The sequence below is a fragment of the Stutzerimonas kunmingensis genome, from assembly GCF_014764705.1.
Lineage (GTDB): Bacteria > Pseudomonadota > Gammaproteobacteria > Pseudomonadales > Pseudomonadaceae > Stutzerimonas.
In genome coordinates, this window is the sequence record NZ_JACXXG010000003.1 from 102,472 (window position 1) to 121,236 (window position 18,765).

Sequence of the window (18,765 nt, forward strand, 5' to 3'; positions counted from 1 at the left end):
TCGCATTGAGAAGGTAAATAACATTCACTACTATTCAGCCTCTGTTCCAACTCACCAAGAGGCTGTTCCATGCAGGCAAGCAAAGGTTTACTCGCCGCCCTGGCGCTGACGGCGCTGTCGGGTGCCGTCCAGGCTGCCGACGAAGTAGTGGTCTACTCCTCGCGTATCGATGAGCTGATCAAGCCGGTGTTCGACGCCTACACCGAGAAGACCGGTGTAGCGATCAAGTTCATCACCGATAAGGAAGCCCCGCTGATGGCCCGCATCAAGGCCGAAGGCGCGAACACCCCGGCGGACCTTCTGCTCACCGTCGATGGCGGCAACCTCTGGCAAGCCGAGGAAATGGGCATCCTGCAGCCGCTGAACTCTCAGGTGGTCAAGGACAACATCCCGGCCCAGTATCGTTCCTCCAACGACGCCTGGACCGGGCTGTCGCTGCGCGCACGGACCATCGTCTACTCGCCGGAGCGGGTCAAGGACGGCGAGCTGAGCACTTACGAGGCGCTGGCCGACGAGCGTTGGGACGGCCGCCTGTGCCTGCGCACCAGCAAGAAGGTGTACAACCAGTCGCTGACCGCGACCATGATCGAGACTCACGGCGCCGAGAAGACCGAAGAGATCATCAAGGGCTGGGTCGGCAATCTCGCCACCGACGTCTTCGCCGACGACACGGCGCTGGTGCAGGCCGTCGACGCCGGGCAGTGCGATGCCGGCATCGTCAATACCTACTACTTCGGCCGCCTGCACGCGCAGAATCCGCAGCTCAAGGCCAAGCTGTTCTGGCCGAACCAGGAAGATCGCGGCGTGCACGTCAATCTGTCGGGCATCGGCCTGACCAAGCACGCACCGAACGCGGACGCCGCGCGCAAGCTGGTGGAGTGGATGACCAGTGAGGAAGCGCAGAGCATCTTCGCCGACATCAACATGGAGTACCCGGCCAACCCGAGTGTGAAGCCGTCTGCCGAAGTGGCGGCATGGGGCGAGTTCAAGGCCGACACCATTCCGGTGGAAGTGGCCGGCAAGCGCCAGGCCGAAGCCATCAAGCTGATGGACCGCGCCGGCTGGAACTGATCAGCCTCCGCGCTTGCAGCGGTGACGTGCAGCTCCGGCCGCCACGTTCACCGCTGCGGTTATACTCGGTGCCCCGGCCTGGTCCGGGGCGTCGTCTTTTTTGCTGTCGAGGCTTGAGTGTCCCATCCCGTCGAGCGCCGCTGGTATCCCATCACGTTTGCTGTCGCAGCCCTGGTGTTGCTGCCACTGAGCATCCTACTGTTCAGCTGGAGCAGTATCGATACCGAGATCTGGTCGCACCTGTGGGACACGCAGATGCCGCGTCTGCTGGGCAATACCCTGACGCTGGTTCTCGGCGTGGGCATCGGCGTGGTGGTGCTCGGCGTCAGCCTCGCCTGGCTGACGGCATTGTGCGAATTTCCCGGTCGCCGCTGGCTGGATTGGGCGCTGATGCTGCCGTTCGCGATTCCTGCCTATGTGTTGGCGTTCGTCTTCATCGGGCTGCTCGATTTCGCCGGTCCGGTGCAAACCCTGGCGCGCGAGTGGTTCGGTAGCGGCATCCGCTTTCCGCGGGTGCGCTCCACGGGCGGTGTGATCACGGTGCTGGTGCTGGTGTTCTACCCCTATGTCTATCTGCTGGCGCGCTCGGCCTTTCTCGCTCAGGGCAAGGGACTGATGGAAGCGGCGCGGGTGCTCGGCCAGTCGCCCTGGCAGGCCTTCTGGCGCGTGGCGCTGCCGATGGCGCGACCGGCGATCGGTGCCGGTCTGGCCCTGGCAATGATGGAAACCCTGGCTGACTTCGGTGCGGTGTCGGTGTTCAACTTCGATACCTTCACCACTGCGATCTACAAGACCTGGTACGGCTTCTTCAGTCTGACCAGCGCCACCCAGCTGGCCAGCCTGTTGTTGCTGGCGGTGATGCTGGTGCTCTACGGCGAGCGCTTGGCGCGCGGTGCTGCGCGACCGGCCAATGAGCGAGCGCGCTCCGCGGCGCTGTATCGGCTGACCGGTGTGAAGGCGTTCGCGGCCAGCGCCTGGTGCGGCCTGGTATTTCTCTGCGCGTTCATCATCCCGCTGTTGCAGCTGCTGGCCTGGCTCTGGCAGCGCGGTCGCTTTGATCTCGACGAGCGCTACGCCGGGATGATCCTGCACACGCTCTATCTCGGCGCTATCGCCGCACTGATCACTGTGAGCGTAGCGCTGCTGCTGGCCTTCGCCCGACGTCAGGCGCCGGTGCGCTCGATCCGCAGCGCGGTGAGCCTGGCCAATCTCGGCTATGCCTTGCCGGGTTCGGTACTGGCGGTTTCGATCATGCTGGCGTTCAGTTACCTCGACCGGCACCTGGTCATTCCGCTGTCGAGCTGGTTGGGCGCTGGCGGCAAGCCGATCCTGCTCGGCAGCCTCGGCGCGTTGCTGCTGGCCTATCTGATCCGCTTCATGGCGGTTGCCTTCGGCCCGCTGGAAAACGCCCTGGCGCGGATTCGCCCCTCGCTGCCGCAGGCATCACGCAGCCTGGGTGTCGGTGGCCCGGCGCTGTTCTTCCGGGTCTACCTGCCGTTGCTGCTGCCAGGCACGCTGAGCGCGGCACTGCTGGTATTCGTCGACGTGCTCAAGGAAATGCCGGCGACCTTGCTGATGCGGCCATTCGGCTGGGACACCCTGGCCGTGCGCATCTTCGAAATGACCAGTGAAGGCGAATGGGCCCGCGCGTCGCTCCCGGCACTGACCTTGGTGCTGGTCGGACTGCTGCCGGTGGTGCTGCTGATTCGCCGTTCGGCGCGGCGCCCTGGCTAGTCACGCAGCTCTGGCGGCAGGGTGCTGAGCGACGCAGCCGCGCTACTGCGGGCCGCCATTCGACCTCCAGTCTCCTGCCGCCTGATCTGCCGTGACCTGCTGCGACCTTGGGGCTACAATGCGCGCCATTCGAAAGTCGCCGACCCCCGCAGGGCCCGGCTTTACTGACTTTTCCAATGCCGATTCGGCGACCTGCCCGGAAGGAGAAACCCATGGGTCAGCGTACTCCCCTCTACGATCAGCACCTTGCGCTCGGTGCCAAGATGGTCGACTTCGGTGGCTGGGACATGCCACTGCATTACGGCTCCCAAGTAGAAGAACATCATCAGGTTCGTCGTGACTGCGGGGTGTTCGACGTCTCGCACATGACCGTGGTCGATGTCTCCGGCGAGCAGGCCCGCGACTATCTGCAGCGCTTGCTGGCCAACGACGTGGCACGCCTGAAAAGCACCGGTCGGGCGCTTTACACCGCGATGCTCAACGAGCGCGGCGGGGTGATCGATGACCTCATCGTCTACCTGACCGACTGGGGTTATCGCCTGGTGGTCAATGCCAGCACCCGCGACAAGGATCTGGCCTGGATGCAGGCCCAGGCGGCCGGCTTCGCTGTCGAGGTCAGGGAGCGCCCCGAGCTGGCCATGCTGGCCATCCAGGGGCCGCATGCCCGCGCGCGTACGTCCGAGCTGGTGAGCCAGGCCCGGGCCGGGCTGATTCACGATCTCAAGCCGTTCCAGGGCATGGCCGATGGCGACTGGTTCATCGGGCGTACCGGCTATACCGGCGAAGATGGCCTGGAAATCATCCTGCCCGCGGAGCAGGCGCCGGACTTCCTCAGCGAGCTGGTCGGCGCCGGCATCCCGCCGATCGGCCTCGGTGCGCGCGACACCCTGCGTCTGGAGGCCGGCCTCAACCTGTACGGCCAGGACATGACTGAAGACGTATCGCCGCTGGCGGCCAACATGGGCTGGACCGTGGCCTGGGAGCCGACCGAGCGCGACTTCGTCGGCCGTGCCGCCCTGGAGCAGCAGCGGGCGCGTGACGACCTGCCCAAGCTGGTCGGCCTGGTGCTGGAGGAGCGCGGCGTACTGCGTGCTCATCAGGTGGTGCGGGTGAATGGCGTCGGCGACGGCGAGATCACCAGCGGCAGTTTTTCTCCTACGCTTGGCAAGTCCATCGCCCTGGCCCGCGTGCCGGCCGGGACCGCCGAGCGCGCGGAAGTGGAGATTCGTGGCAAGTGGTATCCGGTGCGGGTCGTGCAGCCGACATTCGTGCGCCACGGCAAGGTACTGGTGTAAATTCGACCGACTGTTTTGCGCGACTGCTGTCAACAGCCTTGAGGACCCAACAATGAGCAATATCCCCAGCGATCTGCGTTACGCCGCCAGCCACGAGTGGGCCCGTCTCGAAGCGGACGGCAGCATCACCGTCGGTATCTCCGATCACGCCCAGGAAGCGCTGGGGGATGTGGTCTACGTCGAGCTGCCCGAGGTCAGGCGCCAGCTCAATGCCGGCCAGGAAGCCGGTGTGGTCGAATCGGTGAAAGCCGCGTCCGACATCTATGCGCCGGTGGCTGGAGAGGTGATCGCGGTCAACGAGGCGCTTGCCGATTCGCCGGAGCTGGTCAACAGCGACCCTTACGGCAGCTGGTTCTTCCGCCTGCAGCCGAGCGATACGTCGGAGCTGGACAAGCTGCTCGACGCGGCCGGTTACCAAGCTGCCTGCGACGCCGACGCCTAAGCATCATCCGCAAAAGCCCCGCTCTGTCGGGGCTTTTGTTTTTCCGAGAGTAGCGACCATGCCGTATATGCCGAGCCTTTCCCAACTCCAGCAACCCGATGCCTTCCTGCGCCGTCACCTCGGCCCGGATCAGGGCGAGCAGCAGGCCATGCTCGACGCCCTGGGCCTGAGCAGCCGCGAACAGCTGATCGAGCAGACCGTGCCGCCGGCGATCCGCCTGCAGGCCGAGCTGAACCTGCCGCCGGCGCTGGACGAGCAGGCCGCGCTGGCCAAGCTGCGTGGTTATGCGGAGCAGAATCAGCTCTGGACCAGCCTGATCGGCATGGGCTATCACGGCACCATCACCCCGCCGGTGATCCTGCGCAACGTGCTGGAGAACCCAGGCTGGTATACCGCCTACACTCCCTATCAGCCGGAAATCGCCCAGGGCCGCCTGGAAGCGCTGCTGAACTATCAGCAGATGATCATCGACCTCACCGGTCTCGATCTGGCCAACGCTTCGCTGCTGGATGAAGGCACCGCAGCGGCGGAGGCCATGACCCTGGCCCGGCGCATGGCCAAGAGCAAGAGCAACCGCTTCTTCGTCGAGGAGAACTGCCATCCGCAGACGCTCTCCGTGGTGCAGACCCGCGCCGAGGCGTTCGGTTTCGAGCTGGTGGTCGGCACGCTGGACGAGCTGGCCGGACAGGAAGTGTTCGGCGCGCTGTTGCAGTACCCGGATACCCATGGCGAGATTCGCGACCTGCGTCCGGCCATTGAGCAGCTGCATGCGCAGCAGGCGCTGGCCTGCGTCGCCGCCGATCTGCTCAGCCTTCTGCTGCTGACCCCGCCGGGCGAACTGGGCGCCGACGTGGTGCTCGGCTCGACCCAGCGCTTCGGTGTGCCGATGGGCTACGGTGGCCCGCACGCGGCCTATTTCGCCAGCCGTGACGAGTTCAAGCGCGGCATGCCGGGCCGCATCATCGGCGTGTCCAAGGACGCCCGCGGCAACACCGCGCTACGCATGGCGCTGCAGACCCGCGAGCAGCACATCCGTCGTGAGAAAGCCAACTCCAACATCTGCACCGCCCAGGTGCTGCTGGCCAATATCGCCGGCTTCTATGCCGTCTATCACGGCCCGCAGGGCCTCAAGCGCATCGCCCAGCGCGTCCACCGGCTGACCGCCATTCTCGCCGCGGGCCTGGAGCAGAAGGGCATCGTGCGGGTCAACCAGCATTTCTTCGACACCCTGACCCTTGAGGTCGGTGGCGCGCAGACCGCGGTCATCGAAAGCGCCGAAGCGGCGCAGATCAACCTGCGCATCCTCGGCCGCGGCCGGCTGGGCGTCAGCCTCGACGAGACCTGCGACGAGCGCACCGTTGAACAGCTCCTGGCGATCTTCCTCGGTGCCGATCACGGCCTAGACATCGCTACGCTGGATGCCAGCGAGCTGCCGGGCGGAATCCCCGAGGCGTTGCTGCGCGAGAGCAACTACCTCAGCCACCCGGTATTCAACACGCACCACAGCGAAACCGAGATGCTGCGCTACCTCAAGCAGCTGGAAAACAAGGACCTGGCGCTGAACCAGGCGATGATCCCGCTCGGCTCCTGCACCATGAAGCTCAACGCCACCAGCGAGATGATTCCGATCACCTGGGCCGAATTCGCCAACCTGCATCCGTTCGTTCCGCGCGGTCAGGCCCAGGGTTACAAGCTGATGATCGAAGAGCTGGAAGCCTGGCTCTGTGCGATCACCGGCTTCGACGCGATCAGCATGCAGCCGAACTCCGGTGCCCAGGGCGAATACGCCGGCCTGGTAGCGATCCGCAAGTACCACGAGAGCCGTGGCGAAGGGCAGCGCGACATCTGCCTGATCCCGTCCTCGGCCCATGGCACCAACCCCGCCTCGGCGCAGATGGTCAGCATGCGCGTGGTCATCGTCGAGTGCGACAAGGGCGGCAACGTCGATCTGGAAGACCTCAAGCGCAAGACCGCCGAGGCCGGTGATCGTCTGTCCTGCCTGATGATCACCTATCCGTCGACCCACGGCGTTTACGAAGAAAACGTGCGCGAGATCTGCGCCGCGATCCACGCTCACGGCGGCCAGGTGTATATGGACGGTGCCAACCTCAACGCTCAGGTCGGTTTGGCGCGGCCGGCGGACATCGGCGCCGACGTCTCGCACATGAACCTGCACAAGACCTTCTGCATCCCGCATGGCGGTGGCGGCCCAGGCATGGGGCCGATCGGCGTCAAGGCGCACTTGGCACCGTTCGTGGCCAATCACCCAGTGGTCGAACTGGAAGGCCCGCAGCCAGGCAACGGCGCGGTTAGCGCAGCGCCCTGGGGCAGCGCGAGCATCCTGCCGATCAGCTGGATGTACATTGTCATGATGGGCCCGCAGCTGCGCGACGCCACGGAAGTCGCGATTCTCGGCGCCAACTACCTGGCCAATCGCCTGGGCGACGCCTTCCCAGTGCTCTACGCCGGGCGCAACGGCCGCGTCGCCCACGAGTGCATCCTCGACCTGCGCCCGCTCAAGGCCGAGACCGGAATCAGCGAGGAAGACGTCGCCAAGCGCCTGATGGACTACGGCTTCCACGCGCCGACCATGTCCTTCCCGGTGCCCGGCACGTTGATGATCGAGCCCACCGAGAGCGAGTCGAAAGCCGAGCTGGATCGCTTCGTCGAAGCGATGCTGAGCATCCGCGCGGAGATCGCCAAGGTCCAGGGTGGTGAGTGGCCGGCGGACAACAATCCGCTGGTGCGCGCGCCGCATACGCTGGCTGACGTGATCGGTGAGTGGGGCCGGCCGTACAGCATCGCCGAAGCGGTAACGCCGAGCGCCCACTCCTGTGCCCACAAGTACTGGCCGGCGGTGAACCGCGTGGACAACGTCTACGGCGATCGCAACCTGTTCTGCGCTTGCGTGCCGGTGGATGCCTATCGCGACTGAGTTGCGCTGAGGGCCGGGTGGGCGTCGATTCCTGGCGCCTTTCCGGCTTCTGCGAGGCGATTGGTGCGTTGAAATTCGGGTGGTTTTAGCGATTGGCGCTGGACTTCGTAGGGTGGATGTCGCTTTTTACATCCACCGGAGCTCCGGCTCAGGGCTGCAGGAATCGGCGACGCCTGCCCCACTCTATGCCTCAGGCTCGTGCTCGTCTTCGGCTGCCTCGTCCAGCATTCCCAACCAGTTCGCCAGCACCAGCTGCGCTTCCTCGACCCCCTGCCGCTTCGGTGCCGAGAACAGCTGGACGCTGACATCGGCGCCCCAGCCTTTGTGGATATCGCGCTGGATGGCCAGCAACGCGTTTTTCGCGGCGCCGAAGGCCAGCTTGTCGGACTTGGTCAACAGGATGTGCAAGGGCATCTGGCTGGCGCTCGCCCAGTCCAGCATCATGCGGTCGAACTCGGTCAGCGGATGGCGGATATCCATCATCAGGAACACGCCGGCCAGGCTCTCGCGGCTGCCCAGGTAGGCTTCCAGGTGGCGCTGCCAGTGCTGCTTGAGCGGGATCGGCACCTTGGCGTAGCCGTAGCCGGGCAGGTCGACCAGTCGGCGTTCGTCATCGAGGCGGAAGAAGTTGAGCAGCTGGGTGCGGCCCGGGGTCTTCGAAGTGCGCGCCAGGTTGGCATGAGTCAGGGTGTTCAGCGCGCTCGACTTGCCTGCGTTGGAACGGCCGGCAAAGGCTACTTCCAGACCCTCGTCGGCCGGGCACTGATCGACCTTGGCGGCGCTGATCATGAAGGTGGCCTGTTGGCAAAGGCCGAGAATCGGGTTTTTCGGTAGCATGGTCGTTCCGGTGAGTGCACGCGGGTGCGGCAATGGTTCGTTTCCGTTTCAGAAACGGGAGTATATAATGCCGCAGTTTTTATGTGCGCTTTGGCCTGATATCGGGCCACGTGTGGTGTTCAGCCTGATCCGGACGCCGGTGCGGCGGTAGTTACCACCGCAATGCGGATGCCCAGCGTGCCACTATAACGAGCGTCGCCCCGGTTCGATGGCCGTGCGCGACCCGATGAATTCCTTTCAAACCCTTAGCCGTAGTTGGATTAGCTGATGAACAAAGTACTCGTGAGTCTGCTGTTGACCCTTGGCATCACCGGTATGGCCCACGCGGCTGGAGACGCCGAAGCTGGTCAGGGCAAAGTTGCAGTGTGTGGTGCGTGCCACGGTGTCGATGGCAACAGCCCGGCGCCGAATTTCCCGAAACTGGCTGGCCAGGGTGAGCGTTACCTGCTCAAGCAACTGCAGGACATCAAGGCTGGCAGCACACCGGGTGCCCCGGAAGGCGTAGGTCGCAAGGTGTTGGAAATGACCGGCATGCTGGACCCGCTGAGTGATCAGGATCTGGAAGACATCGCCGCCTACTTCTCAAGCCAGAAGGGCAGTGTTGGTTACGCCGATCCGGCTCTGGCAAAGCAGGGCGAGAAACTGTTCCGTGGTGGCAAGCTCGATCAGGGCATGCCGGCGTGCACCGGTTGCCACGCACCCAACGGCGTCGGTAACGACCTGGCTGGCTTCCCCAAGCTGGGTGGGCAGCACGCGGCGTACACCGCCAAGCAGCTGACCGACTTCCGCGAAGGCAATCGCACCAACGACGGCGACACCATGATCATGCGTGGCGTCGCCGCCAAGCTGAGCAACAAGGACATCGAAGCGCTGTCCAGCTACATCCAGGGCCTGCACTGATAACAGCGGCAGGTTGAACAGAAGGGCGTCGGGGCCGTTGGCTCCGGCGCCCTTTTGCGTTTTCACGCCGGGCTACACAATCTTCGTCACGGCTTTAAACGCGCGGATGAAAAACGCTGGCGAGTCCTGACGTTTTGCTGCAGCCTGTTGCGCCATCGGTCCGTCGTAAACAGGAGTATTTCATGCGCAATTTCCTACTCACTGCCGTTTTTGCCGCTGCGAGCCTGTTCGGTGTCGCAGCCCAGGCAGCGGAGTTTCAGGCCGGCAAGGAATATGTCGAGCTGAGCAGCCCGGTCCCCGTTGCCGACCCGAGCAAGATCGAGGTGGTCGAGCTGTTCTGGTATGGCTGTCCGCACTGCTATCAGTTCGAACCGGTGATCAAGCCCTGGGCCGAACAGCTGCCGGATGACGTCCAGTTCAAGCGTATTCCGGCCATGTTCGGTGGCATCTGGAATGCGCATGGGCAGCTGTTCATCGCCCTGGAATCCATGGGTGTCGAGCCGAAGGTGCATGACGCGGTGTTTGCCGCCTATCACCAGGAACGCAAGAAGCTCGCCACTCCCGAGGAAATGGCTGACTTCCTCGCCGGTCAGGGCATCGACAAGCAGGCGTTTCTCAAGGCCTACAACTCCTTTGGTGTACGTGGCCGGGTTGAGCAGGCGAAGAAGCTCGGCATGGCTTATCAGATCACCGGCGTACCGGTGATGATCGTCAACGGCAAGTACCGCTTCGACCTCGGCTCGTCTGGCGGCCCGGAGCGTACGCTGCAGGTGGCGGACTTCCTCATCGAAAAAGAACGCGCAGCGCGGTAACCCGCGATGCTGCGCCGTTGGAGCGCTCCGCGCCTTGCCGGCCCAGGCAAGGCGCGCGTCAATTCGCAGTGCCTGGCCAGTAGCGGGCTGCCCGCCGATGGGCGGCTAAGGCTGCTTAGCTTCAACATCCAGGTTGGCATCAGCACCGAACGCTACCATCACTACCTGACGCGCAGCTGGCAGCATTTGCTGCCGCATCCCGGGCGCGCCAGCAACCTGCAGCGTATCGGCGAAGTACTGGGTAACTATGACCTGGTCGCCCTGCAGGAAGCCGACGGTGGCAGCCTGCGCTCCGGTTACGTCAATCAGGTCGAGCACCTCGCCCATCTGGGCGCCTTTCCCTACTGGTATCAGCAGCTCAATCGCAATCTCGGGCGTTTCGCCCAGCACAGCAACGGCGTCCTCAGCCGGCTCGAACCACAAGGCCTGGAAGATCACCCGCTGCCTGGCCCTTCGGGGCGCGGGGCGATTCTGTTGCGTTTCGGCGAGGGACCGGAGGCGCTGGTGGTGGTGATGATGCACCTGGCCCTGGGAGGCGGGGCGCGGACGCGCCAGCTGGCCTATATCCGCGAGCTGATTGGCGGCTATCGGCATCAGGTGTTGATGGGCGACATGAATACCCACGCCAATGATCTGCTGGAAAATTCGCCGCTGCGCGATCTCGGCCTGCTCGCGCCGCAGATCGAAGCGACATTCCCGAGCTGGCGACCGCAACGCTGTCTGGACCATATTCTGCTAAGCCCGAGCCTGACGCTGGAGCGTGTCGATGTGCTGGCGCTGCCGATCTCCGACCATCTGCCGGTGGCAGTGGAGATCCGTTTGCCGGACTCGCTTCAGGCCGATTCCCTGCCGGTACAGGTACAAGAAACGAAATGAGCGAAGAAGTCGAACGCTGGAAGGAAAAGTATCTTCAGCTCGCCGAGCGGCAGGAGCAGCTCGAGGCGCGCTGGGAGCAGCGCGTCGATCTGCTGCGGCGCAGCCTGGTGCGTAGCAGCCTGGCGGTGGAGGGTGCCGATCCCGCGGTCGAGCGCTGCCTGCACGAAATGCGAGAGATCCTCCGGGACGGTGATCTGGATGAGGGGCTCAGCCAGCTGGTGCCGCGCCTGGAAAAGGCTGTGCTGGAATCCGAACGCCACCGCCAGGAACGGGCCGTTCGCCTGACCGAAGCTTTGCATCGGCTGGTCTCCCAGCTACTGGGCATGTCGGTGCCCGCGGAGCTGCGCAAGCCGCTCAAGCGATTTGCCAAGGAGCTGGACCAGCGTGCCGCCAGGCTGCGTGAGCTGCCGGTGCTGCTCGGCGAGCTGAGTGATCTGCAGGGCCAGGTGCTGGATCTGCAGGGGCTGGCGGCGCCGCAGCAGAGCGGTTTTCTGAAGCGCCTGTTTGGCGGGCGGGACATGCCGCTGGCGCCGCCTGCAGCCGAGCGGGATGAGGAAACCCCGCCGCCCGCCGCAGTCAATGAGGTCGACGCTGGCCCGGTAGTAGTGGAAGCGCTAGGGCTGCCCAAGCCTGCCGTTCAGGCTGCCCCGCTGCTCGAGGACATGCCGCTTGCCGAGACGCCGGCCGAGGCACCGGCCGCCGAAGAAGCGATCGCGGAAACCGAGGCGGAGCAGAACGCGGCTGCGTATGCCCTGCCGGATTCGCCGGAGCCCGCGTTCAGCGTCGTCGCGGAACGCGTGGAGGCGACCCTCGGCAGCCTGCTGGACAGCCTTCATCTGCCGGAACAGCACCAGCCGCAACTGCAGACGCTGCGGGCGCGCATCCAGCACGGCTTGAACTGGTATGAGCTGGTGCCGGTGCTGGACGATCTCGCGATGCTGATGATCGCCTTCAGCGACCAGGGCCAGCGGGATTTCGAAAACTACCTGCAAACGCTCAACGAGCGCCTGACTGCGATGCAGGAAAATCTCCTCGCCGCGCACCAGGGGCATAACGAAGGACGCGACGCCGCTCAGGCGCTGGATGCGGAGTTGCGAGAACAGGTCGGCGGGTTGCAGGACAGCATGCGCCAGGCCAAGGATCTGACCAGCCTGAAGCAGGTGGTCGAGGCGCGCCTGGATGGCCTGCTGACCACGGTGGACACCTACCGGCAACAGCGTAGCGAGCAGGAACAGAAGCTCGGTGAGCGCTTGCAGCAGTTGGTCAGCCGGGTCGGCAGCCTCGAACAGGCAGCACGCGGCCTGCGCGGGCACCTGGAGGAGCAGCGTCAGAAAGCGCTGCAGGATCCGCTGACCGGCCTGCCCAACCGGGCGGCATGGAACGAGCGCCTGGAGCTCGAGTTCGCCCGCTGGCAACGTTACGGCGGCGACCTGCTGCTGGCCGTGCTGGACGTCGATCACTTCAAGCGGGTCAACGATGGCTACGGTCACCTGGCTGGTGATCGGGTGCTGAAGATCATTGGCACCGAGCTGCACAAGCGTCTGCGCAAGACCGATTTCATCGCCCGCTTCGGTGGCGAGGAATTCGTCGTGCTGCTGCCCAACACGCCCTACGAGGCAGGCCTGCAGCTGATGGAGTCGCTGCGTGAGTCGATCGGCAGCTGTCCGTTCCACTTCAAGGGCGAGCGCGTTGCCATTACGCTCTCGGCCGGCCTGACCGCGTTCAGCGAAGGTGACAGCACCGAGCGCGCTTTCGAGCGTGCCGACAGCGCGCTCTACCGGGCCAAGGATTCGGGGCGCAATCGCGTCGAGGCGGCCTGACCGGCTGCCCTGGCCCGGTCCCGATCGGCCGGTATAATCACGCCCCTCACCGCACCGACATGAGCGGAGCCCCGCGCAACGGGCTGCTGCTCATCTGCGTCATTTCGCCGTCGACACAGAGGTCGTCCCGATGAAAACCATCCCCGCCGTCCTGATGCTCCTGCTGCTGGCCGGTTGCGCCAGTGGTCCGCGCATCGATACCAGCTACAGCTCGACCGGCCACGACAGCCGCGCCCAGTTCATCATCCTGCATTACACCTCGACCGACCTGCCCCGTTCGCTGCAGCTGCTCAGCGGCCGCGACGTCAGCAGCCACTACCTGATCGGCGAATCGCCGGCGACCATCTACCGCCTGGTGGATGAAAACCGCCGCGCCTGGCATGCCGGCGAGAGTGAGTGGAACGGGCGCACCTGGCTCAACGCCACATCGATCGGCATCGAGCTGGTCAACCGCGGCTACGTGGAAAGCGCCGACGGGCGCCGGCTCTGGTATCCGTACTCTGAGGAGCAGATTGACGCGCTGGTGGTGTTGCTCAAGGACATCATGGCGCGGCACGATCTCAAGCCGGGCGCCATCATCGGCCACAGCGACATCGCTCCGCAGCGCAAGGTCGATCCGGGGCCGCTGTTCCCCTGGAAACGCCTGGCCGAGGAGGGGCTGCTGCCCTGGCCCGATGCCGATGCGGTGGCGGCCGAGCGGATGCGTTATGCATCGGCCGGGCTGCCGACGATCACTTGGTTCCAGGATGCATTGGCGGCGCAGGGTTACCGGGTGCCGCGCCACGGCCATCTGGACGACGAGACGCGCAACGTGATCGCTGCGTTCCAGATGAAATACCGCCCGGCTCGCTTCGACGGCGAACCCGATGCCGAGACCGCCGCGATGCTGCAGGTGCTCGGTAACCAGGCGGGGCGCTGACTCAGTAGCGGGTGGTGCCGATCAGTCTCGAGTCGGCCAGCGCGGCGCTACGGTGCTCGGCTGCAGCCTGATAGTCGCTGTCGCCGATCATCGCCAGGAAGGCTTCCTTGGATGGATAGCTGACCAGCATTATGTCGTCCCACTGCTCGTCCGGCGGGGCGATCAGCGCGGCATGGGCCTTGGTCCTGACTTCCACCGCGCCACCGCTGGCCTGCACCTTGGGCAGTGCCACGCGGCTGTAGCGGGCGTAGGCCTCGCGACCACTGCACGGACTGTGCTGACTACCTGGCGGATAGGTCGCCTGGTCGTTATAGCGCAGCAGGTTGAGCATCAGGATCGGCACGCCCGAAGGCATCGACGCCGCTAAGTCGGCGAGCTGTTCGGGGCTGGGGTTCAGGCTCGGCATGTGGCCTCCTCGATGGCGCTGTCAGATCGGCAGCGCAACGTAGAAGATGGTGCCGTGGCCGATCCGTGAATGCACGCCGATACGCCCACCATGCAGCTGAGCGATTTCCTTGCATAAGGCAAGGCCCAGTCCGGCACCGCCACGGCGGCGACCGATCTGCACGAACGGCTCGAAGATGCGCGCCTGCTGGCTGTAGGGAATGCCTTCGCCGTTGTCCTCGACGCTGAGGATCATCCGCTCGCCGTGGTGCCGCGCCAGCAGCCGAACCTCGCCGCCCTTGGGCGTGTGGCGCAGGGCATTGCTCAGCAGGTTGTCCATCACCCGCTCGATCTGCTGGCGGTCGAGCATCAGCGTCGGCAGCGGCTGCTGCAACTCCAGCTTGAGCTGAACCTCCTGTTCGGCGGCGTTGACCTCGAAGCGTTGACGCGCGGCCTCGAGCAGTTCGGGGATGTGGCACTGCTCCAGCTCCAGCTTCTGCTGGCCACTCTGATAGCGCGAGAAGTTGAGCAGGTCATTGATCAGCCGGACCAGTCGCTGCATTTCCTCGTGTACGGTGTCGAACAGGTCTGACTCGCGGCTGCCGGCCGGGTAGCGCAGGCGTTCGCGCAGCAGGCTGAAGGCCATCTGCATGCCGGTGACTGGCGTGCGCAGCTCATGGGAGGCCCGCAGCACGAACTCGTTGCGCACCCGCTCGAAGGTGCGCTGATCGGTGACATCGTGCAGCACCATGACCGCACCGCTGATGCTGCCGTCGTGGTGGCTCACCGGGCTGATGCGCCAGGCCAGCAGGCGGCGTTCGCCGTCCGCCTCAATGATCAGGTCTTCGGGTGGGTCGGACAGTGGTTTGTCGTCCAGCACCTGCCGCGCGGCATTGTCCAGGTCCGGGTAGCCGAGCGCTTCGCCGAGGGTCGAGCCGAGGTGCTCGTTCTCCCAGGCCAGCTGCCGCTGGGCGACCGGGTTGGCGTGCTCCAGTCGACCGTCGCGGTCGACGATCAGCAGGCCGTCGTCGATGCTATCGAGCAGTGCCTGCAGACGCTGCTGGCCGTTGACCAGCGCCTCCACGTTGGTCTGCTTGAACTCGTGCAGCGCCTGAGCCATCAGGCCGAAGCGGCGGCTCAGCGAGGACAGCTCCGCGATGTGCGGCGTCGGCAGGGAAATGTTGAAGTCGCCGCGGCCGATCTGGTCGGCGGCGGCGGACAGCCGTTCGATCGGTTCGCCGAAGCGGCGGGCGAAGCTGTGCGCGGTGATGAAGCCGATCAGCAGTACCGCGATCGCCGTCAGGCCCAGCAGGCCGGCGAGCAGCGACGCCCGGTCACGGCTGCGCAGCTCGGTGTCGCGGATCTTGTCGTACGCCGTGCGCTGCATGTCGGTCATCAGGCTGCGCACCTGATTGAAGGCCTGGCTGAGCGGATTGTCTTCCAGCAGCGTCAGGTTCTGGTTGCGGGCGGCATCGACCTGCTGCAGGAAGCTGGCGTAGGCGCTGGCGACGGCCTGGAATGCCTGCCGATCGGTCTCGTCGCTGGCTTCGGCGATGCCGCGTTCGAGCGTCTGCTGAAACGATTGGCTCAGCGGTTCCAGCGCTTCACTGCGACCGCTGTCGGTGAGCATCACGATCAGGTGGTTGCCCAGCGTCTGCCGCAGCTGCTGGTTGATCTCGATGATGGCGAAGTTGTTGCGGATCAGCTGTTCCTGGCTCTTGGCCATCTGCATGACGCTGACCAGCGCCAGCAGCAGGCCCAGCAGCGCAACCGTCATCAGCGCGGAGAAGCCGAGAAACAGGCGGGTCCGCAGCTTCATCTGGAGTTTCATAGGCCGTACTGCTTGCGTTTTCGGTAGAGGGTCGAGGCGTCGATACCCAGGATGCGCGCGGCCTGATCGAGAGTATCGCTGGTGCTCAACACGCCGGCGATATGCGCTTTCTCCAGCGCCTCCAGGCTGAGCGGCTCACCGATGCGTGGCGCGTTGCTGCCTACCTGTTCGCCCAGCCCGAGGTGGCTGACCTCGATCATCTGCTGCGGGCAAATGATGCTCGCCCGTTCCACCACGTTGCGCAGTTCACGCACGTTGCCCGGCCAGCGGTAGGTCTTCAGTGCGGCAACCGCTGCATCGCTGAAACCGCGCGCAGGGCGGCCATAGTTCTTCACGAACGAGGCAAGGAAGCGTTCGGCCAGGGTCAGCACGTCCTCGGGACGCTCGCGCATGGGCGGCAGGTTGAGGGTGATGACATTGAGGCGATACAGCAGGTCCTCGCGGAACTTGCCCTCGCGCACCATTTCTTCGAGGTTCAGGTTGGTCGCCGCGAGGATGCGCACATCGGCGCGGCGGGTGACCGGGTCGCCGACCCGCTCGTACTCCTTGTCCTGGATGAAGCGCAGCAGCTTGGGTTGCAGCGCCAGCGGGAAGTCACCGATCTCGTCGAGGAACAGCGTGCCGCCGTCGGCCTGGTTGACCCGGCCCAGCGTGCTCTCCGTCGCGCCGGTGAAGGCGCCGCGGTTGTGCCCGAACAGCTCGCTTTCCATCAGGTCGGCGGACAGCGACGGGCAGTTGATGGTGACGAAGGCCTTCTTCGAGCGCCGGCTCCAGGTGTGGATGGCACGCGCCAGTTCGCCCTTGCCGGTACCCGATTCGCCAAGGATGAGAATGTTGGCGTCGGTGTCTGCCACCTGCCGCGCGGTTTCCAGCACGGCCATCATCGCCGGGCTGTGCGAGCCGAGGGCGTCGCTGCGTTGCTTCATCTCGCCTTCCAGCGCTTCCAGTCGGGCCGCCATCTGGCGGACTTCCAGCTGCTTGGCGGCGGACAGGCGAAGCTGTTCCGGGCTGCATGGCTTGAGCAGGTAATCCGCGGCGCCGGCCTGCATGGCGTCCACGGCGGTGTCCACGGCCGAATGGGCGGTGACGATCACCACGCGCATCCAGGGCGCGAGCAGGCGCATCTGCTGCAGCACGTCCAGGCCATTGTCTTCGCCAAGTCTCAGGTCGAGGAAGCACAGGTCGAACACCTGACGCTGCAGAATGGCCTCGGCCTGTGCCGCACTGGCCGCTGTCATGACCGTGTAGCCGCGGTCCTCCAGGCAGTAACGGAAGGTGCGCAGGATCGCCGCTTCGTCATCCACCAGGAGGATGCGTCCGCCGTTGTCCGTCGTTTGGTCCATGGATGCTCCCCATCAAAAGGCGAATCGGTCGCTGAAAAATGCTTCGGATTATGGTGTGTCGGGCACCTGGCGGCGCCGTTGCGTTGCTGGCGAGACCTTAGTCTATGAAAAGTCTTGCAAGTTGCACGGTATTGGCAAGGCTTTCCTGCATGCTGCACTCCGACGCCTTCAGTGGCGTCGCCCAAGTGGCTGATTTGGTTACCGCTGGCGCTTGCGCCAGCCTGGCATGCGGCTTGCGACCCTGATGAAAGGGGCGTCACTTCCCGCCGAGCGGGCGTGTGGCGTATCTGTCGCAATCCATGCAGGAGGTGTCATGAATCAGTCCATGAATCAGCTCAATGAGCTTATCGAGATCACCCGCGACGGGCAGCGTTTCTACCAGCATGCTGCCGACGAAGTAAAGGACGTCGAGCTGCAGCACCTGTTTCGCGACCTGGCCCAAGCCAAGACGCAGATCATCCAGGCGCTTAGCGTAAAGGTTGCGACCAGCCATGAGCACCCGTCGCAGGGTGGGACGCTGACCGGCCGGATGCGCGAACTCTATGCCAACACGCGATCACGCATCGGCGACCACGACAGGGCCTATGTCGACCAGCTGGAGCAGACCGAAGCCAACATACTGCATGCCTTCGAGAATGCCGTCGGCGATGCCGAGCCGGATGTCAGGGCATTGCTCGCCATCGAGCTGCCCAAGCTGCGTACCTGCCATGAGCGCATGCGGCAGCTCAAGGAGGCCAGGCATTGAGCGTTCGTGCAAAACGCCCGGCATTGCCGGGGTGCTCATGCAAATTGAGTTGCCAAGGCGCCGAACATAATCTATAACGTATTGATTTATAAGGTTTTTAAATTGTAATGCGGGCTGGCACGGCGCCTGCAATATCCCCTTCAACGAAACGACGTCGCCACGCTTAGAAGGAGTTGAGGATGAATCGCCAAGCCCGCTTTTCATTGGCCAGCAAGGGGTTCCTCTCTGCTGCGGTAGTCATGCTGATCATGGGTGCCGAGCGCCCGCTGTCGCAACCGCTCAGCCAGGCGCAACAGAATTCAGCGGAACGAATCGGCATGTATGACGCTCAACCTATTGAGCTCATGCGGACCGGCCAAGAGCCGCAGACCATCGACTATCGCCAGGCGCCGTCTGAACAGCGCTGGGTATTCTGAGCAACGAAGGGGACGTGCAAGCGAATCAGCAAGGATGCTTTACACACTCGATGCCGATCGGACTGACCGATCCGCTGAGAACCGTTCCTGAAACAAGAGGAGTCTCACCATGCTGAGTTGGGCCATTACCTTCCTGATCATCGCCATCATCGCTGCGGTACTGGGCTTCGGTGGCATCGCAGGCACTGCAACGGGTATCGCCAAGATCCTGTTCGTGGTCTTCCTGGTTCTGTTCGTAGCGTCGCTGATATTCGGCCGCGGCCGCGGTCCACGCGTGTGATGCAATCGATGGCCGCCCGCAAGGGCGGCTGATTGAGGAGTTTCAGCGGCATAGGAAGCCAATTTCGCCGGGTCATGTTCGGCTTTCGAAGGTGATCCAGAGCGCGCGGGCCTAACCGTTCCGCG

Annotated in this window: 17 protein-coding genes; 13 read left to right on the forward strand and 4 right to left on the reverse strand. The window is 64.5% G+C overall.

Annotated elements, in window-relative coordinates:
• Positions 1-69: 69 nt before the first annotated feature.
• The 5 genes from IEG05_RS04000 (at position 70) to gcvP (ending at position 7,477) form a co-directional block, all read left to right on the forward strand.
• Positions 70-1,071 (forward strand): extracellular solute-binding protein, encoded by a 1,002-nt coding sequence (locus IEG05_RS04000; RefSeq protein WP_014818654.1) that lies wholly within the window; start codon positions 70-72, stop codon positions 1,069-1,071.
• 117 nt (positions 1,072-1,188) lie between these two features.
• Positions 1,189-2,805 (forward strand): ABC transporter permease, encoded by a 1,617-nt coding sequence (locus IEG05_RS04005; protein WP_046617455.1) that lies wholly within the window; start codon positions 1,189-1,191, stop codon positions 2,803-2,805.
• A 212-nt stretch (positions 2,806-3,017) separates the two neighbouring features.
• Complete coding sequence (gene gcvT / locus IEG05_RS04010) at positions 3,018-4,100, forward strand: glycine cleavage system aminomethyltransferase GcvT (protein ID WP_046617456.1); 1,083 nt, start codon at positions 3,018-3,020, stop codon at positions 4,098-4,100.
• A gap of 52 nt (positions 4,101-4,152) precedes the next feature.
• Entirely contained in the window at positions 4,153-4,542 is a 390-nt protein-coding gene (gene gcvH / locus IEG05_RS04015; protein ID WP_191121673.1) for a glycine cleavage system protein GcvH, read from the forward strand.
• A 58-nt stretch (positions 4,543-4,600) separates the two neighbouring features.
• A complete protein-coding gene (gcvP, locus tag IEG05_RS04020) occupies positions 4,601-7,477 on the forward strand; it encodes an aminomethyl-transferring glycine dehydrogenase (RefSeq protein ID WP_191121674.1) in 2,877 nt (958 codons plus the stop codon).
• Between the two features lie 183 nt (positions 7,478-7,660).
• Here gcvP and yihA read toward each other — a convergent pair whose 3' ends face one another.
• Positions 7,661-8,314: a ribosome biogenesis GTP-binding protein YihA/YsxC gene (gene yihA / locus IEG05_RS04025; RefSeq protein WP_014818659.1), complete on the reverse strand. Its 654-nt coding sequence runs from the start codon at positions 8,312-8,314 to the stop codon at positions 7,661-7,663.
• Between the two features lie 267 nt (positions 8,315-8,581).
• Between yihA and IEG05_RS04030 the strand changes: the two genes are divergently transcribed.
• From IEG05_RS04030 to IEG05_RS04050, 5 genes are all read left to right on the forward strand, one after another.
• Positions 8,582-9,214, forward strand: a complete 633-nt coding sequence (locus IEG05_RS04030; RefSeq protein WP_014818660.1) for a c-type cytochrome — start codon at positions 8,582-8,584, stop codon at positions 9,212-9,214.
• A 182-nt stretch (positions 9,215-9,396) separates the two neighbouring features.
• Positions 9,397-10,026, forward strand: coding sequence for a thiol:disulfide interchange protein DsbA/DsbL (locus IEG05_RS04035; protein WP_014818661.1), 630 nt, complete (start codon positions 9,397-9,399; stop codon positions 10,024-10,026).
• A gap of 6 nt (positions 10,027-10,032) precedes the next feature.
• Complete coding sequence (locus tag IEG05_RS04040; protein ID WP_014818662.1) at positions 10,033-10,902, forward strand: endonuclease/exonuclease/phosphatase family protein; 870 nt, start codon at positions 10,033-10,035, stop codon at positions 10,900-10,902.
• A complete protein-coding gene (locus tag IEG05_RS04045; protein ID WP_046617458.1) occupies positions 10,899-12,722 on the forward strand; it encodes a GGDEF domain-containing protein in 1,824 nt (607 codons plus the stop codon). Before IEG05_RS04040 ends, IEG05_RS04045 begins: the two co-directional genes overlap by 4 nt.
• Before the next feature lie 130 nt (positions 12,723-12,852).
• Entirely contained in the window at positions 12,853-13,641 is a 789-nt protein-coding gene (locus IEG05_RS04050) for an N-acetylmuramoyl-L-alanine amidase (protein WP_023444005.1), read from the forward strand.
• Between the two features lies 1 nt (position 13,642).
• Here IEG05_RS04050 and IEG05_RS04055 read toward each other — a convergent pair whose 3' ends face one another.
• Genes IEG05_RS04055 through algB form a run of 3 tightly spaced genes read right to left on the reverse strand, consistent with a single transcriptional unit; the run spans position 13,643 to position 17,199 of the window.
• On the reverse strand, positions 13,643-14,047 hold the full coding sequence (locus IEG05_RS04055; protein WP_046617460.1) for a DUF1330 domain-containing protein: 405 nt from the start codon (positions 14,045-14,047) through the stop codon (positions 13,643-13,645).
• A gap of 21 nt (positions 14,048-14,068) precedes the next feature.
• Positions 14,069-15,856, reverse strand: a complete 1,788-nt coding sequence (locus IEG05_RS04060; protein ID WP_023444003.1) for a KinB sensor domain-containing domain — start codon at positions 15,854-15,856, stop codon at positions 14,069-14,071.
• Positions 15,853-17,199 (reverse strand): sigma-54-dependent response regulator transcription factor AlgB, encoded by a 1,347-nt coding sequence (algB, locus tag IEG05_RS04065; protein WP_014818667.1) that lies wholly within the window; start codon positions 17,197-17,199, stop codon positions 15,853-15,855. Before algB ends, IEG05_RS04060 begins: the two co-directional genes overlap by 4 nt.
• A gap of 313 nt (positions 17,200-17,512) precedes the next feature.
• Between algB and IEG05_RS04070 the strand changes: the two genes are divergently transcribed.
• The 3 genes from IEG05_RS04070 to IEG05_RS04080 all read left to right on the forward strand — a co-directional run bounded on the left by IEG05_RS04070 (position 17,513) and on the right by IEG05_RS04080 (position 18,640).
• Positions 17,513-17,944 carry a PA2169 family four-helix-bundle protein gene (locus IEG05_RS04070; RefSeq protein WP_046617461.1) on the forward strand — a complete coding sequence of 144 codons (432 nt, stop codon included), beginning with the start codon at positions 17,513-17,515 and terminating at the stop codon, positions 17,942-17,944.
• A 179-nt stretch (positions 17,945-18,123) separates the two neighbouring features.
• A complete protein-coding gene (locus IEG05_RS04075) occupies positions 18,124-18,360 on the forward strand; it encodes a hypothetical protein (RefSeq protein WP_003303271.1) in 237 nt (78 codons plus the stop codon).
• Positions 18,361-18,469: 109 nt separating this feature from the next.
• The gene (locus IEG05_RS04080) at positions 18,470-18,640 is read left to right on the forward strand and encodes a DUF1328 domain-containing protein (RefSeq protein WP_003282841.1); all 171 of its coding nucleotides are present in this window, start codon (positions 18,470-18,472) and stop codon (positions 18,638-18,640) included.
• Positions 18,641-18,765: the final 125 nt, after the last annotated feature.